This is a genomic window from Caulobacter sp. NIBR1757 (assembly GCF_027912495.1).
Taxonomy (GTDB): domain Bacteria; phylum Pseudomonadota; class Alphaproteobacteria; order Caulobacterales; family Caulobacteraceae; genus Caulobacter.
On sequence record NZ_CP115463.1, the window covers coordinates 2559682 to 2580027 of the forward strand.

Consider the following 20346-nt stretch of genomic DNA (forward strand, 5'->3'; position numbering starts at 1 on the left):
GAGAGACATCCATGCGCCGCTCGACGATTCCGCTTGTCATCACCCTGGCCGCCACGGTCGGGCTGGTCGCCTGCGAGAAGAAGGACAAGCCGGTCACCGAGGTGTATCCCGCCTCCATCGCCGCGGCCCAGGACGTCAAGGTCGACAAGGACTTCGGCGACAAGGTGCGGGCCTACATCCTGCAGCATCCCGAAATCCTGCTGGAGGCCCAGCAGGCCCTGCAGCTGAAGGCGATGGCCGAGGAAGAGGCGGTCATCGAGAAGCAGTTCGCCAGTCACAAGGTGCAGCTGCAGCGCGACAAGCGGGACTTCGTGATCAACCCCAAGGGCAAGGTCACCGTCGTGCAGCTGTTCGACTACAACTGCACCTACTGCAAGGTCATCGCCCCCGAGGTCGCCAGGCTGGCGCGAGAGAACCCCGACGTCCGCTTCGTGTTCAAGGACTACACCCTCGGCAACTTCGGCCCGACCTCCGAGTACGCGGCGGCGGCGGCCAGGGCGCTGGGCAACAAGGGCCTGTTCGCCGACAGCCACTTCGAGATGATGGAGCACCGGCCGCTGACCGACGAGCAGGTGGATGACCTGCTCACCCGCAACGGCATCACCCCGGCGTCGGTGCGGGCCCTGGAACAGACGCCGGAGCAGGTGCAGTACCTGGCCGACCAGCGGCAGCTGGCCAAGGACATGGGCATCAACGGCACCCCGGCCTTCTTCGTCGAGGGCGACTTCATCAGCGGCGCCCAGACCGAGGCGCTGAAGGCCGCCATCGCCAAGGCGAAAGCCGCGAAGTAGCGGTCAGATCTGTCCGGCCGCGATGGTGTTCAGATTGCCGCCGGCCCACTCCCGCCCCGCCTGTTTCATCCGCTCGCCGGCGACGTCCGCCCTGCCCTTCCTGGCCTCGGCGCGGCTGGCCACGACCAGGGTCAGGGGGTCGTGCGGCCATTTGGCCAGGACCTTGTCCGTCTCCTTCAGGGCCTTGTCCGTCTGCCCCGAGGCCAGCAGGGCCGAGGCGTAGGAGCGGCGGATGGGGTACCACCAGGGCGGCGGATCGCGGCCCTGCAGCTCCCGCTCCTGCTGCAGTGAGGCCTTGTAGTAGTGGCGGGCCGCCTCGCGGGGATTGTTCTCCAGCATGGCGGCGCGGCCGAGCAGCACCTCATGGGCGACATCGACGAAGGCGATGTAGTCGCTGGAGTCCCCCTTGGCGATCCCGGGCCGGGCCGCCGCGATGGCCGCCGCCTCGGCCCGCACGCCGGCGGCGTCGCCCCGGCGGCTGAGCGCCTCGCCGCGGGCGTAGCGCCACATGGCCCGGTGCAGCGGATGGACCGGTTTCGGCATGGCCAGCAGCTCGTCGATGTCGCCATGGCGGCCATAGGCGATCCAGCCGACCGCCGAGCCGGCCCGGATCCACGGATTGACCTTGGCCATGTCGATGGCGCGATAGACGCCGCCGATCTTCAGCGCAGCCTGGGCGTCGCCGGCCATCATCGCCCCGCCGAGCGCGAAGTTCACGTTGTGGCCGTAGTAGCCGACCTTGAAGAGATTGTCGGGACCGTCGGTGCGCTTCACCCAGGCCGCGTCGACATCCATGGCATCGAGGTTGGCGCGGGCGGCGTCCTTGTAGCGGCCGATCTGGTAGTAGGTGTGCGAGGGCATGTGGATCAGGTGGCTGGCCCCCGGCGCGATCCCCTGCAGTTTGTCGGCATAGACCTCCGCCTTGCCGGGCGAGCCGATCCATTCGCTGGCGTGGATATAGAAGTGGATGGCGCCGGCGTCGCCCGGGCTGCGGGCCAGGACGGTTTCCAGCAGCGGCATGGACCGGGCCGGCTGGTCGGCGATCATCCAGGCGTCGGCAGCCCAGACCCAGATCGGATCCTCGGCGGGGTATTTGGTGGCCAGGGCGTCCATGGCCCGGGCGAAGGCCCGGTTGTCGCCCTTGCCGGCGTAGCGGGCGACCAAGGCCGCGCCCAGTTCGCGGTCGCGCTCGCTGCCCCTGGCCAGGAGGCTGTTGGCCTTGGCGGCGGCGCCGCGCGCCTTGACTAGGTCCTCCGGACCGATGCCGAAGTTGATCGTCGGGCCCAGGGACCAGGCATGGCCCCAGGCGCACATGCCGCACTCGGGGTCCAGCCGCATGGCTTCGGCAAAGGCGGCGGTGGCCTCGTCATGCTTGAAGGCCCAGCCCAACTGGAGGCCGTAGTTGAACCAGCGCTGGCCCTCGGCGTTGGCGGCGATCTTGTAGGCGCCGTTGCCGAAAGCGGCCGACATCGGCGGCGGTTTGGTCACTTTCGCCTCGGCCGGCCCGCCTTCGCTTTCGGCGGTCAGGCACATGGGCGAGAGGGCCAGCGGCCGATAGGCCTGGGCCGACTGCGCCGCCTGGCTTGTCGGGATCAGAATGGCCAGGCCCACGCCCAACAGCATAGCGGTCTTCATGCCGGTCTCTCCCCAAGTCAGACGACGTTAGACCCGTAGGCGCAGAACGCGAGCCTTAGATGAGTCCAGCCAGCGGTGACGACGGGTCGGCGTACATCCGGCGCGGCATGCGGCCGGCCAGATAGGCTTCGCGGCCGGCGATGACCGCATGCTTCATGGCGCTGGCCATCAGGATCGGATCCTTCGCCTCGGCGATGGCGGTGTTCATCAGGATGCCGTCGCAGCCCAGCTCCATGCCGATGGTGGCGTCGCTGGCCGTGCCGACCCCGGCGTCGACCAGGACCGGCACCTTCGCCTGCTCGACGATGAGCCGCAGGTTGACCTTGTTCTGGATGCCCAGGCCCGAGCCGATCGGCGCGCCCAGCGGCATGATGGCGGCGGCCCCCGCCTCCTCCAGCTTGCGGCAATAGACCAGGTCGTCGGTGCAGTAGACCATGACGTCGAAGCCCTCGGCGACGAGCAGCTTCAGGGCGCGCAGGGTCTCTTCCATGTCCGGATAAAGGGTCTTGGGATCGCTGAGCACCTCCAGCTTGACCAGCGACCAGTCGCCGGCCTCGCGGGCCAGACGCAGGGTGCGCACGGCGTCCTCGCCGGTGAAGCAGCCGGCGGTGTTGGGCAGGTAGGTGAACTCGTCCGGCTTGACGAAATCCATCAGCAGCGGCTGGGTCCGGTCGGTCAGGTTCACCCGGCGCACGGCCACGGTGACGATCTCCGCCCCCGCCGCGCGGGCGGCATCGGCGTTGGTCTGGTAGTCCTTGTATTTGCCGGTGCCGACGATCAGGCGAGAGCTGAAGGTGCGGCCGGCGACGGTCCAAGTATCGGGGGTGCTCATGGGGCGGGAAGTACACCAGCGGGAGCGGCCTGTGGAGCCGGGGCTAATCGAAGCGGACCACATTATAACATGGCGTCGCGGCGGAAGGCGCCGATGGTGTGTCTAATCGGTTGAAAAGATGTGGTTTCCGCGTGGGCGGGTCGGCGGCGAATGTGGGCGGCGGCGTAGGTGCGACGTTGTCAGAGGCGCTGGGATTGTGGGTGGGATTGTGATCTCGACTACCTACGCCGCCTGGGCGCGGACAAGCGCCGCACGGCCGGCCCCGGAACGACTTTTGAATCTCGGGTATGTGCGTTGTTCGTAATGAGGTAACCGGTATCATCGCCCGATGAGCCGTGAAGTCCCCTCCCTTGATCGACGCCGGGTGCTGGCGGGCGCCGCCGGTCTGGCCAGCCTCGGGCTGGCGCCGGCGGCCTGGGCCAGGCGCGGGAATCCGGTCGTGCGGACGGTGCATGGGCCGGTGCGGGGTCTGCGCCAGGACGGCCTGCTGGTGTTCAAGGGCGTCCGATACGGGGCGGACACCGGGCCACGGCGATTCCAGCCGCCAGAGGCGCCGGCGCCGTGGAAGACGCCCCTGCCCTGCACGGCTTTCGGTCACGCCTCGCCGCAGCGGGGGGCCGAGGCGGATCAGTCGGAGGACTGCCTGTTCCTCAATGTCTGGACGCCCGGCGCCGACGCGGCCCGCCGGCCGGTGATGCTCTACATCCACGGCGGCGCCTACATGACCGGCAGCGGCTCCAGCCCCTGGACCGACGGGACCCGGCTGGCGGCCCGGGGCGATGTGGTGGTGGTGACGGTGAACCACCGGCTGGGGCCGTTTGGCTACAGCTATCTGAACCGGCTGATCCCCGGCTTCGAGGACGGCGGCAACGCCGGCATGCTGGACCTTGTGCTGGCCCTGCAATGGGTGCGGGACAACATCGCCGCCTTCGGGGGCGATCCGGGCCGGGTGATGCTGTTTGGCCAATCCGGCGGCGGCGCCAAGATCGCCACCCTGATGGCCATGCCGGCCGCCAAGGGCCTGTTCCACCGCGCGGCGACGATGAGTGGCCAGCAGCTGACCGCCTCGGGGCCGGGCAACGCCACGCGGCGAACGCTGGCCCTGCTTGAGGCGCTGAAGGTGACGCCGGAGGCGTTGGCGACGCTGCCGGTGTCGCGGATCGTGGAGGCTCTGGCGACGACCGATCCGGTCATCGGCTCCGGCGGTCTCTATTTCGGCCCGGTGCTGGATGAGCGCACCCTGACCCGCCACCCCTTCTATCCCGACGCACCGCCGCAGAGCGCGGACGTGCCGATGATGATCGGCAACACCCGCGACGAGACGCGCGGCTTCTTCAGCGACCCGGCCATGTACGCCCTGACCTGGGACGAGCTGCCCGGCAAGCTGGTCGCCAACATGCGGGTGGACATCGATCCCGGGCTGGTCATCCGCCGCTACCGCGAACTCTATCCGGCCTGGTCGCCGAGCGACGTTTTCTTCGGGGCCACCACCGCCTCCCGCTCCTGGCGGGCGGCCATCGTCGAGGCCGAATTGCGGGCGGCGCAGGGCTCGCCGGTGTTCGCCTATCAGCTGGACTGGCGGTCACCGAAGGACGGCGGCATGTGGGGCGCCCCGCACACGCTGGACATCCCGCTGGTGTTCGGGACGCTGGACGCCCCGGGGGTGATCACCGGCACGGGCGAGGACGCCCGCCGGGTCAGCGAGCTGATGATGGACGCCTTCATCCGCTTTGCCCGAGACGGTGATCCGAACGGCGGCGGCTTGCCGGCCTGGGTGCCCTATTCGCTGGCGCGGCGCCAGACGATGGTCTGGAACGTCGAACCCAGGCTGGTCGATGATCCGCGCGGCGAGGAGCGGCGGCTGTTCGAGAAGGTCCCGTTCGTCCAGCAGGGAACCTAGCTGAACAGCCCCGCCAGCCAACCGACGTTGTCGCTGACGACGCCGAAGAAGACGATCAGCCCGGCGACGATGCCGTTCCACAGCAGGGCCAGGATGCCGATGCTGAGCAGGCCGCTGGCCCAGCCGATCAGGGCGGCAAGGCCGTCGCGTTCGGCCAAGCCGAGGGCGAAGGCGGCGATGGCGAAGCTGGGCAGCATGTTGCCGAACGGGATCGGCAGGAAGACGATCGTCGCCAGCATGACGCAGAATAGCCCGGTCAGCCGGTCGACAATCGGCCCGTAGAGGAGGGTCAGGCGCCGGCGCAGGCGCCGTTCGAGCCAGGCGAGATAGGGCGTCAGCTTGCCCATCAGCGCCACATAGTCGGTCCGGCTCATGGTGCGGTTGGCGATGACCCCCGGCAGCCAGAGGTGGTCGCGGCCGATCATCCACTGCACGGTGATGAACAGCAGCGGCGCGCCGAGCACCGCCGAGACCCCCGGCGGCATCGGCAGAGCCAGCGGCGCCGCGAACACGAACATCAGGGCGCCGAAGGCCCGGTCGCCGAAGGCATGGGTGACGTCGCTGACCGACACGGTTTCGTGCTCCTCGGCGGCGATGCCGGCGAGGATGTCGGAGACACGGGGTGGGTGGGCAGACTCGGTCATGGGGCTTGGTTGGCACTATATAGGGCGGCGAACTTCACGCGCCCGTGAAGAAATGGAAATCTTGTCGATTGTTGGATGAGACGCGCCGTCTGTTTGGGGGGCAAGCGAGGTTCCTTCTCCCGCTTGTCGGGAGAAGGTGGCCTGCGAAGCAGGTCGGATGAGGGCAGCGCCGGCTCATGAAGGGGGCGACAGCGCTGACCGCGCCAGAACGTGCGAAGTCGTGAAAAGCCGGTGCTGCCCTCATCCGACGGCCTTCGGCCGCCACCTTCTCCCGACAAGCGGGAGAAGGATCCGGAGTCCCGATCGGTGGCAATTTCGGCCTTCGTCACCCACTTGATTCGAGCACGCGTTGACATTCCCCCATCGGGCGACGCACCTTCCGCGCCCTTGAGGGGGGCTCGTCGGCTCCTCCGCATTTGAGATTCAAGCCACATTTCATGAACGTCGTCGTCGTCGAGAGCCCGGCCAAGGCCAAGACCATCAACAAGTATCTGGGACCCGGGTTCACCGTTCTGGCGTCCTATGGCCACGTCCGCGACCTGCCGTCGAAGGACGGGTCGGTGAAGCCGGATGAGGACTTCGCGATGTTCTGGGAGGTGGACGCCAAGTCCACCAAGCGCATCAGCGACATCGCCGACGCCCTGAAGGGCGCCGACGGCATCATCCTGGCCACCGACCCGGATCGCGAGGGCGAGGCCATCAGCTGGCACGTGCTGGAGATCCTGCAGAAGAAGAAGGCGATCAAGGACAAGGCCGTCAGCCGCGTCACCTTCAACGCCATCACCAAGACCGCCGTGCTCGACGCCATGGCCAACCCGCGCCAGATCGACATGGAGCTGGTCGACGCCTATCTCGCCCGCCGGGCGCTGGACTATCTGGTCGGCTTCACCCTGTCGCCGGTGCTGTGGCGCAAGCTGCCGGGCTCGCGCTCGGCCGGCCGGGTGCAGTCGGTGGCCCTGCGGCTGGTCGTCGATCGCGAGATCGAGATCGAGAAGTTCCGCACCCAGGAATACTGGAGCGTCGATGCCGAGGTGACCGCCGGCGGCGATCCCTTCACCGCCCGCCTCGTCAAGCACGAGAACAAGAAGCTCACCAAGTTCGACCTCGGCGACGAGGCGACGGCGCACAAGGCGCGCGACGCCGTCTCGGCCGCCGCCTTCAGCGTCCACTCGGTCGAGAAGAAGCCGGCCCGGCGCAGCCCGCCGCCGCCCTTCACCACCTCGACCCTGCAGCAGGAGGCCAGCCGCAAGCTCGGCTTCAACGCCCAGCGCACCATGCAGGCGGCCCAGAAGCTGTACGAGGGCATCGATATCGGCGGCGAGACCGTCGGCCTGATCACCTACATGCGGACCGACGGGGTGCAGGCCGCGCCGGAAGCCCTGACCGAGGCGCGCGACGTCATCGCCGGCCTCTATGGCAAGGACTACGTCCCCGAGAGCGCCCGCATCTACAAGACCAAGGCCAAGAACGCCCAGGAAGCGCACGAAGCCATCCGGCCGACCTCGCTGAACCGCAATCCGGGCAAGCTGCGCCTGGATGGCGATCTGGGCCGCCTCTACGAGCTGATCTGGAAGCGGATGATCGCCAGCCAGATGGAAGCGGCCCGCATCGAGCGCACCACCATCGAGCTGGAAAGCGGCGACGGCCAGACCGGCCTGCGCGCCACCGGCCAGGTGATCCAGTTCCCCGGCTACCTCGCCGTCTATGAAGAGGGCCGCGACGACGCCGAGGACGAGGACGGCGCCCGCCTGCCGCCCGTCAACGAGGGCGCCGCCGCCCGGGTGCTCAACGTCAAGGCCGACCAGCACTTCACCGAACCGCCGCCGCGCTATTCGGAAGCCAGCCTGGTCAAGAAGATGGAAGAGCTCGGCATCGGCCGGCCCTCGACCTATGCCTCGATCCTGACCGTGCTGCGCGACCGCGCCTATGTGAAGATGGAGAAGAACCGCTTCATCCCGGAAGACAAGGGACGGCTGGTCACCGCCTTCCTCGAACAGTTCTTCGCCCGCTACGTGGAATACGATTTCACCGCCGGCCTCGAAGAGAAGCTCGACCTGGTCAGCGACGGCAAGCTGAACTGGAAGGCGCTGCTGCGCGAGTTCTGGACCGACTTCCACGCCGCCGCCGACGACATCGGCGAGCTGCGGGTCAGCCAGGTGCTCGACGCCCTCAACGAAAGCCTTGGGCCCCACATCTTCCCGCAGAAGGAAGACGGCTCCGACCCGCGTCTCTGCACGACCTGCGGCACCGGCCGCCTGTCGCTGAAGACCGGCAAGTACGGCGCCTTCATCGGCTGTTCCAACTATCCCGAATGCCGCTTCACCCGGCCCATCGCCCAGTCCGAGGGCGACGGCGACGCAGCCGAGACCGCCGACCGCGAGCTGGGGGTCAATCCCAAGACCATGCAGGCGGTGTGGCTGAAGAACGGCCGCTTCGGTCCCTATGTCGAGGAAGCCGGCGAGAAGCCCAAGCGCGCCAGCCTGCCCAAGGGCTGGCTGCCCGCGGCGATGGATATCGACAAGGCCCTGCGCCTGCTGGAGCTGCCGCGCGATGTCGGGGCGCACCCCGAGGACGGCAAGATGATCCAGGCCGGCATCGGCCGGTACGGGCCCTACGTCCTGCACGAGGGCACCTACGCCAACCTGGAGAGCGCGGACGAGGTGTTCGACGTGGGCCTCAACCGCGCCGTGGCGGTGCTGGCCGAGAAGCGGGCCGGCGGACGCGGCGCACGCGGCCAGGCGGCGGCCTTGAAGGAACTGGGCAATCACCCGGAAGACGGCGCGCCGATCAAGATCCTGTCGGGCCGCTTCGGGCCCTACATCAAGCACGGCTCGACCAACGCCAACGTGCCGCGCGGCAAGGACCCGCTGGAGGTCACCCTCGAGGAAGCCGTCGGCCTGATCGCCGAGCGGGTGGCCAAGGGCGGCGGCAAGAAGCCGGTGAAGAAGGCGGCGGCGAAAAAGCCCGCGGCCGCCAAGAAGACGGGCGACAAGCCGCCAGCCAAGAACCCGGCCGAAAAGCGCATCGCCAGCAAGGAAGTGGTCGCCAAGAAAAAGGCGGCGGTCAAGAAACCGACGGCCGCCTCGCTGGGCGTGACCAAGGTGGTGGGGAAGAAGAAGCCGGCGGCGAAGAAGGACTGACGGTTTCCTCCGTCATCCCGGCCGAAGCGCCGGGACCCAGGGGCCACCCCGCCGGCCTTCGCGGCGTCGCCTGTCCACGCCGTCACCCCCTGGGTCCCGGATCGGCTGCGCCGTCCGGGATGACGAATTAATTATCGACGTAAAACGGGGATCGACAGACCTTCCGGCGGCGTGACAGAGTTGGCCGTCACAACGAGGGTCGTCGCATGCGTAAGTTCCTTCTCGCCGCCAGCGCGCTCGCGCTCGCCGCCACCGCCGCTTCCGCCCAGGATCGCACCCTGTCGGTGACCATCTACAACTCCGGCCAGACCCTGGTTGAGGACGTCCGCACCGAGACCCTCAAGGCCGGTCGCCAGCGCATCGAGTTCAAGGACGTCTCGCCCCGCATCCGGGCCGAGACCGTCGCCCTCTCCGCCCCCGGCATCGGCATCGTCGAGCAGAACTTCGACTACGACCTGCTCAGCCCCGACACCCTGATGGAAAAGGCCGTCGGGCGGACGGTGAAGATCGTCCGCACCAACCCGGCCACCGGCGTCGAGACCACCGAGGTGGCCAAGGTGCTGGCCGTCAACGGCGGCGTGGTGCTGCAGATCGGCGACCGCATCGAGGTGCTGCGCGACGACGGCCTGCCGACCCGGGTGATCTTCGACAAGGTGCCCGACAACCTGCGCGCCCGCCCGACCCTGTCGGTGACGGTCGACGCGGCCGAGGCCGGTCCGCGACAGGCCAAGCTCAACTACCTGACCACGGGCCTGGGCTGGAAGGCCGACTATGTCGCCCTGTTCGACGAGAAGAGCGGCAAGCTGGACCTGCAGGGCTGGGTGACCCTGACCAATACCTCGGGCACGACCTACGAGAACGCCGAGGTGCAGCTGGTGGCCGGCAACGTCAGCAGCGGCGGGCGGCCGGGCTATCCGCAGCAACCGCGCGGCCCGGCCGGGGTGACGTCGGCCGGCAAGGGCGGCGTCGGTCCCCAGCCCGTGGCCCTGGCCGACTACTACCTCTACCCCCTGGCCGAGCGCACCACGATCGCCCAGAACCAGACCAAGCAGGTCAGCTTCCTCGACATCCTCGGGGCCCCGGCGGCCAAGGTCTACCGCGTCGGCTTCAACTGGTTCCAGAGCCAGGAACAGCCGGTCTCGGCCGAAGTCCTGCTGGAGTTCGGCGCCGTCTCGGCCGGCAAGGTCGCCAGCCCGATGCCGGCCGGCACCGTGCGGGTCTACATGCGCGACCAGGCCGGCGATCCCAAGTTCATCGGCGAGAACGCCATCGGCCACACCCCCGCCGGCTCGACCCTGTCGATCAAGACCGGCGACGCCTTCGACGTCACCCTGCAGCCGGCCATCGTCAGCACCGAGGACCTCGGCAAGAAGGGCACGCGCTGGACGATGAAGTACGTCCTGCGCAACGCCAGGCCGGAGCCCGTCGAGGTCAGCGTCCGCCAGGGCGGCCTGTGGATCAACGGCAAGGTGCTGAAGGAAAGCCACCCCAGCAAGCGGCTCGACTACAACACCCTCGACTGGACCGTGCCCGTGCCCGCCAACGGCGAGACCGAACTGACCTTCACGCTCGAGACCGGGTACTAGGTCCATGACCTCCGCGCGGGCCCTGGCGGCGACGCTGCTGGCGCTGAGCCTGTGCCTGCCGGCCCAGGCGCAGGCGCCGGCCCGCGTGGTCTCGTCCGGCCCCGAGAAGACGGCCATCGCCGTCTACCAGGACCCCGGTTCGCGGGGCGACAACTTCACCGACTACGACAGCTACTATTTCGACGGCCAGTCGGGCCTGGCCCAGGTCACCGAATGGCGGACCATCGATGTGCCGGCCGGGGTCAGCGTCATCCGCTTCGAGGGCGTCGCCGAGGGCATCGTGCCGCACACCGCCGCCATCGACGGCCTGCCCGCCCGCCTGCTGGAGCGCAACCAGGACTTCGACCTGATGAGCCCGGGCTCGCTGATCGCCAAGTCGGTGGGGGGAAAGGTCACCCGCGTGCGCACCGACCGGGTCACCGGCAAGGAGGTGCGCGAGGAGGCCATCCTGCGCTCGGGACCGAGCGGCGTCGTGCTCGACCTGGACGGCCGCATCGAGGCCCTCGACTGTTCCGGCGTCGCCGAGCGGCTGGTGTTCGACGGCCTGCCCGACGGCCTGTCGGACCGCCCGACGCTGTCGCTGAAGGTCCACGCCGACCGGCCAGGCCGCTATCGCGTGCGGCTGACCTACCTCGCCGTCGGAGTGTTGTGGGCGGCCAACTATGTCGCCCGGCTCAACGACGACGGCACCCTCGACCTGACCGGCTGGATCACCCTGAAGAACAATGGCCGCACCGGCTTCACCGACGCCTTCACCCAGGTGGTGGCCGGCGATGTCGAGCGCCAGCCGGACACCGAGGCGACGGTGGCGGAGATCATCCCGACCAGCCCGCGCTGCTGGCCGATGGATACGACGACCCGGGGACGCCCGCCCCCGCCGCCGCCGCCAGCCCCGCCGGCGCCCGGCTACGGGGGCACGGTCTCGGAACTGGTCATCACCGCCCGGAAGCGGGAGGAAGCGATCCAGGACGTCCCTATCGCCGTTATGGACATGGAGTCTTTGGAGCCCAGGGTCGGTGACCTGGGCGACTACAAGCTCTACACCCTGGCCTTTCCGACCACCGTCGCCGCCCAGCAGACCAAGCAGGTGTCGCTGCTGCAGCGGCGCGGGGTGAAGTATGAGCGGGTCTACATCTACCGCACCAGCCCGGGCGATTCCTTCGATCCCGAAGAGGCCATCCAGCCGACCACGGTGATGTTCCGCACCCGCAACCTGGCAACCAACGGCCTCGGCGTCGCCCTGCCCGGCGGCAATCTGAAGGTGATGGCCCGGGACGACCGGGGACGGCCGTTGCTGGCCGGCGAAGGCGATTTCCGCAACACCGGCCTGGGCGCGCCCCTCGAGATGGACATCGCCGAGACCGCCGAGGTCGAGGTCATGCCGCGCCTCGTGAAGGAGGAAGAGCTGAAGAACGACAGCCAGCGCTACAGCTACGAGGTGACGGTCATCAACCACCGCGCCGCGCCTTCGCGGTTCGAACTGCGGCTGAACAGCTGGGACACATTCAAGGTGTCCCGCGCCTCCCCGCGGCATGAGATGAAGCCGGCCGGCGCGGTCTGGGCCCTGACCCTCAAGCCCGGTGAGACGCGGATCATCCGTTACCGCGTCACGACCTTCGATTGAGACCGGCCCGCGCCCTGACGGCGGCGCTGCTGGCGCTCGGTCTTGCCCTGCCGGCCCAGGCGCAGGCGCCGGCCCGCGTGGTCTCGGCCGGCCCCGAGAAGACGGCCATCGCCATCTACCAGGATCCCGCCGCGCAAAGCGAAGATTTCACCGACTACGAAAGCTACTGGTTCGACGGCGAGACGGGGCTGGCCTCGGTAACCGAGTGGCGGACCATCGACCTGCCGGCGGGCGAGAGCGTCATCCGTTTCGAGGGCGTGGCCGAGGGCATCGTCCCCCAGACCGCCGCCATCGACGGCCTGCCCGCGCGGCTGGTCGAGCGGAACCACGACTTCGACCTGATGAGCCCCGGCTCGCTGATCGCCAAATCGGTCGGCGACCGCGTCACCCGGGTGCGCACCGACCGGGTGACCGGCAAGGAGGTGCGCGAACAGGCCATCCTGAGATCCGGGCCGGACGGCGTGGTGCTCGACTTCGACGGCCGCATCGAGGCGCTCGACTGCGCCGGCGGCCCCGAACGGCTGGTGTTCGAGCGCCTGCCACCCGAACTGTCCGACCGTCCGACCCTGTCACTGCGCGTTCGGGCCGACACGGCCGGCCGCCATCGGGTGCGGCTGTCCTACATGACCGTCGGCGTCCTGTGGGCGGCCAACTATGTCGCCAAACTCAACGAAGACGGCACCCTCGATCTGACCGGCTGGATCACCATCCGGAACGATGGTCGCACCGGCTTCTCTGACGCCCTCACCCAGGTGGTGGCCGGCGATGTCGAGCGCGATGCCGACACGGTGGCGACCGTGGCCGAAGTCACACCGACCGCCCAGCGCTGCTGGCCGATGGACACGACCACCCGCTCTCCGCCGCGGATGCTGTTCGCGCCGCCGGTCAGCAAGGATGAAGTTCAACCCGGCGGCGATGTCAGCGCGCTCGTGGTCACCGGCAGCCGCATCAAGCGTTCTGAGTTCAACAGCGCCGCGCCGATCGAGGTGATGTCCCAGGAGGCCCTGGTCAGCAATCTGGGCGACTACAAGCTCTACACCCTGCCCTTCGCGACCACCGTCGACGCCAACCAGACCAAGCAACTTCTGATGCTGCAGCGGAATGGCGTGAAGTACGAGCGGGTCTATGTCTACCGGATCTATCCGGGCGACTCTTACGAACCGGAAGAGGCGATCCAGCCGGCCACCATCCTGTTCCGCACCCGGAACAAGGCCGCCAACAATCTGGGCCTCTCGCTGCCCGGCGGCCAGATGAAGGTGATGGCCCGGGACCAGAAGGACCGCCCGCTGCTGGTCGGGGACGGCCGCTTTCGAAACACCGGGCTCGGGGCTCCGCTGGAATTCGATATCGGCGAGACCGTCGAAGTCGAGGTCATCCCGCGCCTGGTCACACAGGAAGCGCTGAACGACACCGGCCGGCGCGACACCTACGAAGTCAGCGTCATCAACCACCGCGCCGTGCCTTCGCGGTTCGAACTGCGGCTGAACAGCTGGGCGAAATTCAAGGTCTCCCATGCCACGCCGCGCTTCCAGATGAAGCCGGCCGGCGCGGTCTGGGATCTGAAGCTCAAGCCCGGCGAGACGCGCGTCATCCGCTACCAGGTGACCACGTTCGATTGACCGGCCCCCGAGCGGGGTTACCGCAGGCCCCCGAGCGCGTTACGTAAGGCACATGGCCAAGCCTCCCCCCAAGACCTCGAAGTCTCCCAAGCCCGTCCGCGCTCCCCAGGGTCTGCCCGACAAGGACACCCTGATCGCCTTCCTGCGCGAGGCCGGCGAGGCCGGAAAGGCCGATATCGCCCGTCACTTCGGGCTGAAGGGCGCCGACCGCCGGGCCCTGCGCGAGATGCTGCGCGAACTGGAAGCCAAGGGCGATCTGGGCAAGCGCGGCCGCCGCGGCTTCGCCGAGGCCGGCGCCCTGCCGCCCGTGGGGGTGGCCGAAGTGGTCGAGCGGGACACCGACGGCGACCTCTATGTGCGCCTCTCCAAGGGCGGCGACGACGCGCCGCTGGCCCGGCTGGCCCCGGATGCGGCCGAGAAGACCGCCGGCGCCCCCGGGCTCGGCGACAAGCTGCTGGTCCGCTACGAGCGGCTGGAGACCGGAGAGATCGAGGCCCGGGTCATCAAGCGGCTGGGCCAGAGCGCCCACAAGATCCTCGGCGTCATCCGCAAGCAGCGCCGCGAGATCCGCGTCGAGCCCGTCGATCGCAAGAGCCGCGATGTCCTGCTGCTCTCCGAACACGACGGCCGCGACCTGAAGGACGGCGACCTGGTCGTCGCCCAGATCCAGCTCAGTGGACCGCGCGAACGCTACGGCCCCAAGAACGGCAAGCTGCTGGAGGTGGTCGGCCGTGAGGACGAGCCGCGCGCCGCCTCCCTGATCGCCATCCACGCCCACGGCATCCCCACCGGCTTCAGCCCGCAGGCCGAAGCCGAGGCGGAAGACGCGAAGGAACCGACCCTCAAGGGCCGCGAGGACCTGCGCGACCTGCCTCTGATCACCATCGACCCCTCCGACGCCCGCGACCACGACGACGCGGTCTTCGCCCATCCCGACGACGACGCCCGCAACGAAGGCGGCTGGGTGGTCTGGGTGGCCATCGCCGACGTCGCCGCCTACGTCCGCCACGGCACGGCGCTGGACGCCGAGGCCCGTGAGAAGGGCAACTCCACCTACTTCCCAGACCGGGTCGAGCCGATGCTGCCCGAGCGGCTGTCGGCCGGCCTGTGCTCCCTGCGCGAGGGCGAAAACCGGGCGACCATGGCCGTGCGCATGGTCTTCGGGGCCGACGGCAAGAAGCGCAGCCACCGCTTCGTGCGCGGCCTGATGCGCTCGGCCGCCAAGCTCTCCTACGAACAGGCCCAGGACGCCATCGACGGCCGCCCGGACGACAAGACTGGTCCCCTGCTGGACAGCATCCTGAAACCCCTCTGGGCCGCCTACCACGTCATGCTGAAGGGCCGTCGCGCCCGCTCGCCCCTGGCCATCGAGAGCGACGAGCGCCGCATCCGCTTCAACCCGGAAGGCGAGATCGTCTCCATCGAACGCCGCCGCAGCCTGGAGGCCCACCAGCTCATCGAGGAGATGATGGTGCAGGCCAACGTCTGCGCCGCCGAGACCCTGGAGCAGAAGAAGACGCCGCTGATCTACCGCGTCCACGACACCCCCTCGATGGAGAAGATGCAGTCGCTGGGCGAGTTCCTAGAGACGCTGGGCATCTCCTGGAGCAAGGGCGAGGCGCCGCGCACCGACCGCTTCAACAAGCTGCTGGCCGAGACCCGCGAGGGGCCGCACGCCCCGATCGTCAACGAGGTGGTCCTGCGCACCCAGATGCAGGCCCACTACAACAGCGACAACATCGGCCACTTCGGCCTGAACCTGGCCAAATACGCCCACTTCACCAGCCCGATCCGCCGCTATGCCGATCTGATCGTCCACCGGGCCCTGATCCGGGCCCTGGGCCTGGGCGACGACGGCCTGACCGATGGCGACATCAGCCAGATCAAGGACACGGCGGAGAAGATCACCTTCGCCGAGCGCCGCAGCATGGCGGCCGAGCGCGACGCCACCGACCGCTATGTCGCCAGCTTCCTGGCCGACCGCGTGGGCGCGACCTTCCCGGGCCGCATCACCGGGGTGACGAGGTTCGGCCTGTTCGTGCGGCTGGAGGAGACCGGCGCCGACGGCCTGGTCCCGGTCTCGACCCTCGGCGAAGAATACTTCGTCCACGACGAGCGCCTGCACGCCCTGGTCGGCGAACGCTCCGGGGCCCGCTGGCCGCTCGGCATGGCCGTCGAGGTCAAGCTGCGCGAGGCCACCCCCGTCACCGGCGGCCTCCTCTTCGAAATGCTTTCGGAGCCCGCCAAGGCCGACCCCAACGCCCCCAGACCCCGCCTCGGCGTCCGCCGCCAGTTCAAGGACGGCGGCAATACCCGCGGCGGCCCACCCCGCAAGGGCGGCCCGGGGTTCTCGCGGTCGCCGGGGAAGCCGGGTGGCAAGAAGCGGCGGTAGCACCCCAACTCTGTCATCCTCCGGCCGCGAAGCGGACCGGAGGACCCAAGGCGGCTCTGGAAAGACTCCCGGCAATCTTCACCCGGATAGTTGGGTCCCCCGGTTCCCGCTCCGCGGGCCCGGAGGATGACAGCGTTTGGTTGGAGCGCGTGATTCACTTGCTCCCGGCGCTGCTTCAGGCTCCCATGCCCCCAAACCCCGGGGGCCACACCATGAAGCGCCAAGCCATCCTCACCGCAGCCATCGCGGCAACCCTCCTCGCCGCCCCCGCCCTGGCCAACGACTCCACCGCCGAACTCGCCGCCGGCGGCCTCATCCTCAAGACCACCGACAGCATCGAGATGCGGTCCGAGGACCTCTTCATCAGCCAGAAGGAAGTGGTCGTGAAGTACCGCTTCCAGAACACCTCGGCCGCCCCGGTCAGCACCGTCGTCGCCTTCCCGATGCCCGACATCGGCGGCGAGGGCTTCTTCGAGAGCGACAACGGCCTGCCCAGCGACGACGCCACCAACCTTCTGCAGTTCCACACCCTGGTCGACGGCAAGCCGGTGAAGGCGCAGGTCGAGCAGAAGGCCATCGTGAAGGGCGTCGACCGCACCGCCTGGCTCAAGGCCCACGGCATCCCGCTGGCCGCCCACCGCCCCGAGGCCGGCAAGGCGCTCGACGCCCTTGGCAAGGCCGACAAGGACGAGGCCGTGCGCCTCGGCATCGCCTGGATCAGCGAATACGACGCCGGCAAGGGCTGGGAGTCGCACGCCGAGCCGGCCTGGGTGCTGAAGACCACCTTCTACTGGACCCAGGTCTTCCCGGCCGGGAAGATCGTCGAGGTCGAGCACCGCTACATCCCCGCCGTCGGCGGCAGCGTCGACACCATCGTCGGCATGTCCTCGGACGACGCCGAGTTCCGCGCCACCATCGACGCCGAGCGCAAGAAGTACTGCGTCGATCAGAGCTTCCTCGCCGCCCTCAACAAGGCCAGGCCCAAGGCCGAGGGCTCGATGAGCGGCTACACCGAAAAGCGCATCGGCTACGTCCTGAAGACCGGCGCCAACTGGGCCAAGCCGATCGGCGACTTCCGCCTGGTGATCGACAAGGGCGCACCCGACAACCTGGTCAGCTTCTGCGCCACCGGCGTCAAGAAGATCGCCCCGACCCGGTTCGAGGTCGTCAAGAAGGACTATCGCCCGGACAGCGACCTGGAAATCCTCATCCTCGAACCGCTGCGCGCCGAGTAACGGGCGACATACCCCAGATTCAAAACGCGCCGAGCGACCTGTCCGGGCCCATCGTTCGCGCCGCGCTCGCGTCCAACCGTGGAGGTAGGACAACGATAGGCTTTCGGTGGGTGAAAAGACGGTTGTGGAGCGGCGAATTGGCAGATTCGGGTGGTCCCAAAGGCGGTATCGGATGGGTGTTATTTCATTGAAATAACTGCGGAATATTTTCACGGCCGATGCTATAATCAGCTTCGCTTCGACCGACGCCGCCTTTTGGCGCGCTCCGCCCGGCGACCACCCTCTCCTGCCGCTTCGCAACGACATACTTTCGCCGGGCCGCCAGCCCCGTACACTGCCGCCCATGACGAAACCGATCCTCGATCCCAACTACGACCCGCGCAGCGACGGCGCCATGCGCGACGGCGGCAAGGCGATCCGGCCGCGCCATGCGGCGACGCTGATCGTGGTGCGACGGGATGCGGAGAAGCCGCGGCTGCTGATGGGCCGTCGGGCCAAGGGCCACGCCTTCATGCCGTCCAAATGGGTGTTCCCGGGCGGCCGGGTCGATCGCGGCGACTTCACCGCCCCTTCGGCCAGCGAGCTCGATCCGGACGTCGAAGCCAAGCTGGCGCTGACCCTGCGCCACAAGTCCCCCGCCCTGCCCCGCGCGCTGGCCATGGCGGCGGTGCGCGAGACCTTCGAGGAGGTCGGCCTGCTGCTGGCCAAACCTGCCCCCACCCGGCCCGGCGCCGGCCCTTGGCGCGAGTTCCTGGCCCAGGGCGCGGCCCCCGACCTGGCGGCCCTGAGCTTCGTGGCCCGGGCCATCACCCCGCCCTACCGGCCGCGCCGCTTCGACGCCCGCTTCTTCATGGCCGACGCCGAGGCCCTCGTCAGCCTGGAGCGCCAGCCCGACTGCGGCGAGCTGGACGAGATCGCCTGGGTCGACCTCGACGAGGCCCTGGCCCTGGACCTGCCCAACATCACCCGCTTCGTCGTCGCTGAGGTGGCCGAACGGCTGACCGGCGCCGAGCGACCGGCGCCCTTCATGCGCTTCCTGCAGGGCGCCCGGCGGCTGGACTACCTGTGACCGACCCGAAATCCCTGCCCGTCCGCCCAAGGCATGCCGCCAGCCTGATCCTGCTGCGCGGGACCGGGCGAAACGCCCAGGTGCTGATGGGCAAGCGCCCCCGCAAATCGCGCTTCGCCCCCGACGTCTTCGTGTTTCCGGGCGGTGCGGTCGATCCGGCCGACCGGGAGCGGCCCAGACACCTGTCGCCGCTCTGCGCCCGCCTGACCCATGCGCCGGGCCGCCTGGCCGGCGCCCTGGCGGCGGCGGCCGTGCGCGAAACCTTCGAGGAGACCGGCCTCACCCTGCCCGACGACGCGCCCCTGACCCTGGCGGCCCGGGCCATCACCCCGACCAACAGCCCGGTCCGCTTCCACGCCCGCTTCTTCAAGGCCGACGCCGCCGACATGACCGGAACCCTGGCCGACTCGGACGAGCTGTCCGAACTCGCCTTCCGCCCCCTGCCCGAGGCGCGGCGGCTGCCGCTTTTCGATATCACCGAGGCCATCCTCGACGCCCTGATGGCCGACGACCCGCCGTTCCTGTTCACCTACCGATACGGCAAGGCGCGGCTGAAGACCCTGATCTAGGGCAGCGGCTTCGTCAGGTCGAACTCGACCCGGAAATGGCGATTCGGCCGGCGCAGTTCGTAGGCGAAGACCGTGTCGGTCAGCTCCAGGGCCCAGACATTGCTCACGGACGCCGGATTGCCCTTTTCCTGGAAGAGCGTCTTCGAAAAGGCGTCGGCCGGAAACTCCATCCGGGTCCATTGCTCTGGGCCGACGGTGTCGCCGCCGTACTGGGACAGCACATCTTCCGTGCCGTCCTCATGCCGGTGATCGTGTTTGAGCCTGAGCTGGGCCCCGCTCAGCCGCGTGATGACCCAGGTCCGGGACCGGTCCTCGTCGATGCTGAAGGGGATTCGCACCGTATCGGCGCTGCAGTCGGCCACTCGCATGACCAGCCGCTTGCCTGCAAAGTCCTTGTCGGCCGGATCGGTCGTCACGACCCGTCCTTCATAGGCCTTGCCGCACAGGCGCTTCAAACCATCGAAAAACAGCCCTGGTTTGGGCAGGACTTCGGCCTGAACCGGCCAGGCGGAGGCGATCAGCAGGAGGGCGACGATCAGGAAACGCTTCATCCGCCGACCCTATGCGCCACAGGCGTTGACTTCCAGCGATCCATGCGTATGTTCCGCGCCTCGCGAGAATTCGGCCCTGCGGCCATGAGGACATTGCTATGGCCAAACCGGCATCCATCAAGATCCGCCTGAACTCCACGGCGGATACCGGCTTCTTCTACGTCACCAAGAAGAACGCCCGCACCAAGACCGAGAAGATGGTCCTGAAGAAGTACGACCCCGTCGTGCGCAAGCACGTCGAGTTCAAGGAAGGCAAGATCAAGTAAGCTGTCCAAGCCACTGGATTTGGAAACGCCCGGCTTCACCGCCGGGCGTTTTGCTGTGTGGGGTTCAGCGCTTGTCCTTGGGGGGACGGGTGCCGATGAACGGCTTCTGGGTGGTCGGCAGGCTCCAGAACAGACCCATCACCGTCAGGCCCAGCAGGCCGAGCATGGCGAAGGTGATCACGGTCAGATGGGGCGTGTAGCCCTCGCCCGGCAGGGAATCGATGTGGCGAAAGGTCGATCCCCAGAGCGCCAGCAACATGGCGCCCCAGCCGGCGCTGAGCATACGGGCCCTGGTGCTGCTGCTTCCCCGCAGGACAAGCCAACCGGCCAGCGTCAACAGGATGCCGGCCAGGATATCGTCGATCCAATAGGGCCACCACAGGGTGTTGACCGCCTGCCGGACGACGCTGACGCCGGTCGCAACCGGTCCGAGACATACGGCGATCCAGGCGGACCTCGTTCGCGTTTCCATCCCCAGCCGCCCCTTCGGAAC

At 68.6% G+C, this 20346-nt stretch carries 16 protein-coding genes; 11 read left to right on the forward strand and 5 right to left on the reverse strand.

Annotation, left to right across the window (positions count from 1 at the left end; genetic code table 11):
- The first annotated feature begins 11 nt into the window (after positions 1-11).
- Positions 12-791, forward strand: a complete 780-nt coding sequence (locus tag O5I81_RS12645; protein WP_271065239.1) for a DsbA family protein — start codon at positions 12-14, stop codon at positions 789-791.
- A 3-nt stretch (positions 792-794) separates the two neighbouring features.
- Here O5I81_RS12645 and O5I81_RS12650 read toward each other — a convergent pair whose 3' ends face one another.
- Together O5I81_RS12650 and O5I81_RS12655 are read right to left on the reverse strand one after the other, a co-directional pair.
- Positions 795-2426, reverse strand: coding sequence for a hypothetical protein (locus tag O5I81_RS12650; RefSeq protein WP_271065240.1), 1632 nt, complete (start codon positions 2424-2426; stop codon positions 795-797).
- Between the two features lie 55 nt (positions 2427-2481).
- Positions 2482-3258: a thiazole synthase gene (locus O5I81_RS12655; RefSeq protein WP_271065241.1), complete on the reverse strand. Its 777-nt coding sequence runs from the start codon at positions 3256-3258 to the stop codon at positions 2482-2484.
- Between the two features lie 328 nt (positions 3259-3586).
- On the opposite strand from O5I81_RS12655, the gene O5I81_RS12660 reads away from it, so the two are divergent.
- Positions 3587-5158 carry a carboxylesterase/lipase family protein gene (locus O5I81_RS12660; protein WP_271065242.1) on the forward strand — a complete coding sequence of 524 codons (1572 nt, stop codon included), beginning with the start codon at positions 3587-3589 and terminating at the stop codon, positions 5156-5158.
- Here the strand turns inward: O5I81_RS12660 and O5I81_RS12665 are convergent.
- Positions 5155-5802: an exopolysaccharide biosynthesis protein gene (locus O5I81_RS12665; protein ID WP_271065243.1), complete on the reverse strand. Its 648-nt coding sequence runs from the start codon at positions 5800-5802 to the stop codon at positions 5155-5157. The genes O5I81_RS12660 and O5I81_RS12665 overlap by 4 nt on opposite strands.
- 437 nt (positions 5803-6239) lie before the next feature.
- On the opposite strand from O5I81_RS12665, the gene topA reads away from it, so the two are divergent.
- From topA to O5I81_RS12705, 8 genes are all read left to right on the forward strand, one after another.
- The gene (gene topA / locus O5I81_RS12670) at positions 6240-8942 is read left to right on the forward strand and encodes a type I DNA topoisomerase (protein ID WP_271065244.1); all 2703 of its coding nucleotides are present in this window, start codon (positions 6240-6242) and stop codon (positions 8940-8942) included.
- Positions 8943-9148: 206 nt separating this feature from the next.
- The gene (locus O5I81_RS12675; protein ID WP_271065245.1) at positions 9149-10528 is read left to right on the forward strand and encodes a DUF4139 domain-containing protein; all 1380 of its coding nucleotides are present in this window, start codon (positions 9149-9151) and stop codon (positions 10526-10528) included.
- A 4-nt stretch (positions 10529-10532) separates the two neighbouring features.
- Positions 10533-12152 carry a hypothetical protein gene (locus O5I81_RS12680; protein ID WP_271065246.1) on the forward strand — a complete coding sequence of 540 codons (1620 nt, stop codon included), beginning with the start codon at positions 10533-10535 and terminating at the stop codon, positions 12150-12152.
- Positions 12149-13771, forward strand: coding sequence for a hypothetical protein (locus tag O5I81_RS12685; protein WP_271065247.1), 1623 nt, complete (start codon positions 12149-12151; stop codon positions 13769-13771). Before O5I81_RS12680 ends, O5I81_RS12685 begins: the two co-directional genes overlap by 4 nt.
- Positions 13772-13823: 52 nt before the next feature.
- Complete coding sequence (gene rnr, locus O5I81_RS12690) at positions 13824-16163, forward strand: ribonuclease R (protein ID WP_271065248.1); 2340 nt, start codon at positions 13824-13826, stop codon at positions 16161-16163.
- Positions 16164-16375: 212 nt separating this feature from the next.
- Positions 16376-17398, forward strand: coding sequence for a DUF4424 domain-containing protein (locus tag O5I81_RS12695; protein ID WP_271065249.1), 1023 nt, complete (start codon positions 16376-16378; stop codon positions 17396-17398).
- 343 nt (positions 17399-17741) lie between these two features.
- Positions 17742-18467: an NUDIX hydrolase gene (locus O5I81_RS12700; RefSeq protein ID WP_271065250.1), complete on the forward strand. Its 726-nt coding sequence runs from the start codon at positions 17742-17744 to the stop codon at positions 18465-18467.
- Positions 18464-19036 carry an NUDIX hydrolase gene (locus O5I81_RS12705; protein ID WP_271065251.1) on the forward strand — a complete coding sequence of 191 codons (573 nt, stop codon included), beginning with the start codon at positions 18464-18466 and terminating at the stop codon, positions 19034-19036. Before O5I81_RS12700 ends, O5I81_RS12705 begins: the two co-directional genes overlap by 4 nt.
- Here O5I81_RS12705 and O5I81_RS12710 read toward each other — a convergent pair.
- Positions 19033-19587 carry a hypothetical protein gene (locus tag O5I81_RS12710; protein WP_271065252.1) on the reverse strand — a complete coding sequence of 185 codons (555 nt, stop codon included), beginning with the start codon at positions 19585-19587 and terminating at the stop codon, positions 19033-19035. The two genes, O5I81_RS12705 and O5I81_RS12710, sit on opposite strands and share 4 nt — an antisense overlap.
- Positions 19588-19685: 98 nt before the next feature.
- Between O5I81_RS12710 and rpmG the strand changes: the two genes are divergently transcribed.
- Entirely contained in the window at positions 19686-19853 is a 168-nt protein-coding gene (gene rpmG, locus O5I81_RS12715; protein WP_018079812.1) for a 50S ribosomal protein L33, read from the forward strand.
- Between the two features lie 64 nt (positions 19854-19917).
- Here rpmG and O5I81_RS12720 read toward each other — a convergent pair whose 3' ends face one another.
- Positions 19918-20325 (reverse strand): hypothetical protein, encoded by a 408-nt coding sequence (locus O5I81_RS12720; protein WP_271065253.1) that lies wholly within the window; start codon positions 20323-20325, stop codon positions 19918-19920.
- Positions 20326-20346: the final 21 nt, after the last annotated feature.